The organism is Salinivibrio sp. MA427 (genome assembly GCF_001996115.1).
Lineage (GTDB): Bacteria > Pseudomonadota > Gammaproteobacteria > Enterobacterales > Vibrionaceae > Salinivibrio > Salinivibrio costicola.
In genome coordinates, this window is the sequence record NZ_MUFH01000193.1 from 1 (window position 1) to 5,065 (window position 5,065).

Below are 5,065 nucleotides of genomic sequence, written 5' to 3' on the forward strand. Positions count from 1 at the left end.
GTTCAGGACATTAAAAGTATTTGCACAACTTTTAATAAGATTCTTGAAATGATGCAATTTTCTGATGACGCTTACCTGTCGGCTGTCGAATTGCGACAAAGTACAAGAGCTAAGCTTTTGTACAATGGTCGAGAAGGTAATAATTTGATTAAAAGTCATTGGGGAGCTATTCCAAACGGATGGAAATTTTTGCCTTTAACTAAAGTGGTAGAAATAAATCCTGCTTACAAAGTGTCATCTGAAATTGTGAAGTTTTGTGAAATGTCACAGGTCGCAACTGATTCCAGATTTATTTCTGGAGATTTAGATAGTCGTTCTTCTAGGGGGGAGGGGCTCGATATAAAAACGGCGATCTACTATTTGCTCGCATAACACCATGTGCTGAAAATGGTAAAATGACGATAGTTGATTTTCTAGATGATGATGAGGTAGGGAAAGGGTCTACGGAGTTTATAGTCCTATCACCTAAAATGGTAAGTCCATTTTACTTATATAGCTTATGTCGAACAGCAAGAATCAGAGAATATGCAATAGCTAGAATGGAAGGCTCCACTGGTAGACAAAGGATTCCTGCTTACATATTTGACAGTTTGATGGTTCCTATCCCACCAGAAAATGAGCGCATCGAAATAGAAAGGTGTTTATTACGGATAGAAGAGCAAGTTGAATTAGCACTTTTAAAAAAAGCTGCAATAAATAATTTAATGTCAACATACTCAGATCATCTACTAGGGGAGTAGTAAATGTTTAACGAACAAACTGTCACAGAAAATGGAATCATTGAGCGCTTAAAAGGCTTAAGCGGAGTTAAGTGGAATTACTGCCATGGTGAGAGTTTGCCTAAGCAAACACACGATATCTTCGTTGATACCTGGCTTAAAGACGCGCTTTGTTCGTTAAATCCTGATATTGGCAACAATCCTGATTATGCTGATGAAGTGATCTACAAACTTCGCGGCTTGATGTTGGAAGCCAAGCACACGGGCTTAGTCAAAGCCAACGAGAATTTTCATGAATGGTTGATGGCAGAGAAAAGCCTACCGTTTGGTGAAAATGGTGATCACATCACTATTAAGTTGATTGATTTTGATACCCCTGAAAATAACCACTTTGTTGTTTCTCAACAGGTTCACTTCATTGCCGCGACAGAGGTGTTCTTCGATATCGTTCTGTATGTGAACGGTATTCCGCTGGTGGTGGGGGAAGTAAAATCCGCTACTCGTCCAAGTGTCACTTGGCAAGATGGTGCTGCTGATTTTATGGGTGGCCAAAAGCACTATTGGAAAAATGTTGAGCCTTTCTTTGTACCGAACCTTCTGTGTTTTGCTTCTGAAGGTCGCACCTTTGCCTATGGTGCAATCAATGCGCGAGTGAAAGACTGGGGGCCATGGCATAAGACCGATCAGCGAGATGAAATTCCTGCAAGTTTAGCTACTGTGCTTGATAGCTGTGAAGGCTTATTGAACCCAGAAACCTTGCTGAAAATGCTAGAGTCTTTTGCTCTATTCTCCACTGTGAAAACAGGTAAAGACACGCCACCTAAACGCATTAAAATTCTGCCTCGTTATCCGCAATTTGAAGCCGCAAAACAAATTGTAGAACGTGTAAAAAAAGGTTATCCGAAAAAAGGGCTTATCTGGCATTTCCAAGGTTCAGGTAAGTCTTTGCTTATGCTCTATGCTGCTCGAATGCTCCGTGCGGATAATAAATTGAAAAATCCAACCGTTCTTATTGTGGTAGACCGACGAGATCTCGATAGCCAAATCAATGAAACCTTCGGTGGGGCCGATGTTAAAAACCTCATCAAAGTACAAAGCTGTAGAAAGCTTGGTGAGCACATAGAACAAGATAGTCGCGGCATTTTGATCACCACTGTCTTCAAGTTCAAAGATGTTGAAATTGATGAGAGCAATGAAAACGGCCTAAACAGTCGTGACAACATTATCGTGCTGGTGGATGAAGCGCACCGTACTCAAGAAGGTTCGCTCGGCGATAAAATGCGCTGGGCGCTACCTCATGCTCACTTCTATGGCTTAACAGGTACGCCGATTTCTGGTATCGACCGCAATACTTTCAAACTCTTTGGTGCTGAAGAGGATGAAGGGCGCTATATGAACCGCTATAGCTATAAGCAATCCATACGAGATAAAGCGACCAATGCGGTGAAGTTTGAGCCTCGTTTGGCTGAGCTTCGTGTGGATCGTGCAGCGATTGATGACGCCTTTGAACAAATGGTCAAAGACAACGACCTAGACGATGACGAGAAAATGGCATTGTCAAAACGTGCTGGCCGCTTAGCGATTATGTTGAAGGCGCCAAAGCGCATGGCGGCGGTAAGTGAAGATATTGCCAACCACTTTGTAAGCCATGTAAAGCCAAAGCAGATGAAAGGCATGGTTGTGGTCTATGACCGAGACGCTTGTGTGCAGATGTATTACTTACTTGGTAAAAAACTAGGTTTTGATGCGGTAGAAGTGGTCATGAACGTCGACCAAGCACCGATCAAAGATGAAGACGCAAGTAAGAAAGGTAAGGTTAACAAGGACTGGCGTAAATGGAAGCAAGACCTTGAGCTTCCTATCCTCGAGTCAGACTTTGAACGCTGGCAAGAGATTGATGGAAATGACCAAAAGCAGAAGAGCTTGATTGAGGATTACAAAGATCCTAAACAACCACTTCAATTGCTTATTGTGACCGCAAAACTGTTAACTGGTTTTGATGCACCTATCTGTTACTGCATGTACCTAGATAAGCCATTACGTGACCACACCTTGTTGCAGGCAATGTGTCGTACTAACCGTTTGTACGAGACGGACAACGTTAGTAAGCAAATGGGCCTCATCATTGATTACTTAGGCGTGTTTGAGAACTTGCGTACCGCACTTGCTTACGATCCTGAAGAAATTGACGGGGTGGTAGAAGGTATCGAGGCCTTTAAAGAGCTACTGCCAGCCCAGCTAGATAAGTGCTTAAGCTTCTTCCCTAACGTCGACAGAACCATCGACGGCTTTGAAGGGATTATGGCCGCGCAAGCTTGCTTACCTACCAATGAAAAACGTGACGAGTTTGCAGCCTCTTTTGGTGTATTAGCTAAGTTATGGTCGGCGATTAACCCAGATGCTTTCCTTACTCCTTACAGAGCAGACTACAAGTGGCTGGTACAAATCTATGAATCAGTCCGTCCTGTAGGGCAAACAGGTTCTCTCGTGTRGGCTGCGTTAGGTCCAGAAACCATCAAGATGATTCACGAGCATACCGATATTAATCGTATTCGTGGTGATATAGATGAGTTGGTTATGGATGAACATGCGATCTTCACCCTGACTGAAAAAGAGCAAGAGAAGCGCGCAAGTCAGTTAGAAATTGATCTAATGGGCCGTCTACGTGGTAGCGGTAACCCGAAGTTCATTGCTCTCGGCGAGCGCTTAGAAAAACTACGCCAGGATTATGAAGCAGGCGTAATTAAAGCTATCGACTGGTTAAAAGGGCTGCTTGATACGGCCAAAGACACTGTGCAAGCCGAGCGTGAAGCGGGTGACTCACCAGTAACCCAAGAAGATAACAAACAAGCACTAACAAAACTGTTCTTAGAAACTCGCCCTGAAAGCACGCCTAAGCTAATCGGCGATGTTGTAGAGCAGATAGATAAGATTGTAAAAGCCAAACGCTTTAAAGGCTGGCAGAGCTCTAATAGTGGTCCAAGAGAGATTCAAAAGGCACTGCTACTGACACTTGCCCAATTTGGTTTAGGAAAAGACAAAGAGCTGTTCGCTAAGGCGTATGGTTATATTGAAGAGCATTATTGATGAATTATCATATCTTATTTGGACAAGAGGCTGTTCCACATAGTGGTGTTAGCTCGGTTTATCTAACACCGATCAAAAATGAAATGTCTTCTTTTAGTACATTGTTTAATGTAAGTCTTCACGATGACAAAGGGTTGTATAGAGAGCTTGGCCTTGTAAAAATCGGTGTTGTCAATCAAATCTCCGAAGAGAAGCTCTCAGAGAGTCTCCCTCCCATTTTTGAACAATTAGGCAACGATTATTTTTCATTAGGCATAGACGTTGACTATTACTCTAAGCTAGCGCAATTGCCTAGTTCGCTTCGTTTTAGCTTATTGAGAAGCCTCAATGATATTGTGTATTCATCAGATCATTTAGCAATTGCGCAGAAAGAAACTGTTTTTAGAACTGACTTTTTGGCGAGTGTAAGTTTGTCTAGCATTAAAGGGCAGTTTTCACGAGTTCTTAAGGGTGGGGTGCTTCTCACTGATTACAGTTTCAGTTTTAACCGCTCAACTGATGGGCTTTTCTCCGCAATTAATCTGGGTTTTGAGGTTAACGCCAGTTCCGTGCCTAGTACCAATATACATGCTGTCATTGGAAGAAATGGTGTCGGAAAAACGACATTGTTGAATGGAATGGTTCAAGGTGGGCTAGGAATCAATAATAAACTAGGCTTTTTCATTGATCCAAACACTGGAGAAGCTTTCGAGAAAGATTATTTCTCTTGCATAGTGTCAGTATCGTTTAGCGCGTTTGATACATTTACTCCTCCAGAAGAACAGCAAGACCCAAGTAAAGGAATTCGGTATTACTATGTTGGCTTAAAAAGTCAGAAACAAGGTGAGAACAGGCTTAAAACCCGGACTGAGATGGACGTTGATTTCAATCGGTCATTTGCTTTATGTCTGGGGGAGAAAGAAAAAAAGGTTCGGCTTTTCAAAGCAATAAAAACTCTGGAGTCAGATGAGAATTTTGCTGAAATGAATATCCGTCGATTTGAGTTAGAACCTACTTCGATAGCCAAAAGGGGTATTTGGGAAGCAATGACATCAATGAGTTCTGGTCATGCTGTAGTTTTGCAAACACTGACGCGTTTAGTTGCATCTGTCGAAGAAAAGACGTTAGTTCTAATAGACGAGCCTGAAAGCCACTTACATCCGCCGCTGCTATCTGCATTTATTCGAGCTTTGAGCGAACTACTTCATGATAGAAACGGAGTAGCGATCATCGCAACTCACTCTCCTGTAGTATTGCAAGAAGTACCGAAATCGTGTGTG

3 protein-coding genes are annotated in these 5,065 nt (G+C 42.5%); all 3 read left to right on the forward strand.

Annotation, left to right across the window (positions count from 1 at the left end; all coding sequences use genetic code 11):
- Window positions 1-372: hypothetical protein (locus BZG79_RS11420; protein ID WP_206779496.1), on the forward strand; the 372-nt coding region annotated here is incomplete at its 5' end.
- Between the two features lie 371 nt (window positions 373-743).
- Window positions 744-3,806 (forward strand): HsdR family type I site-specific deoxyribonuclease, encoded by a 3,063-nt coding sequence (locus BZG79_RS11425; protein ID WP_077774445.1) that lies wholly within the window; start codon window positions 744-746, stop codon window positions 3,804-3,806.
- Window positions 3,806-5,065 (forward strand): AAA family ATPase (locus BZG79_RS11430; protein ID WP_077774446.1); only part of this gene is annotated, 1,260 nt, incomplete at its 3' end. The genes BZG79_RS11425 and BZG79_RS11430, both read left to right, overlap by 1 nt.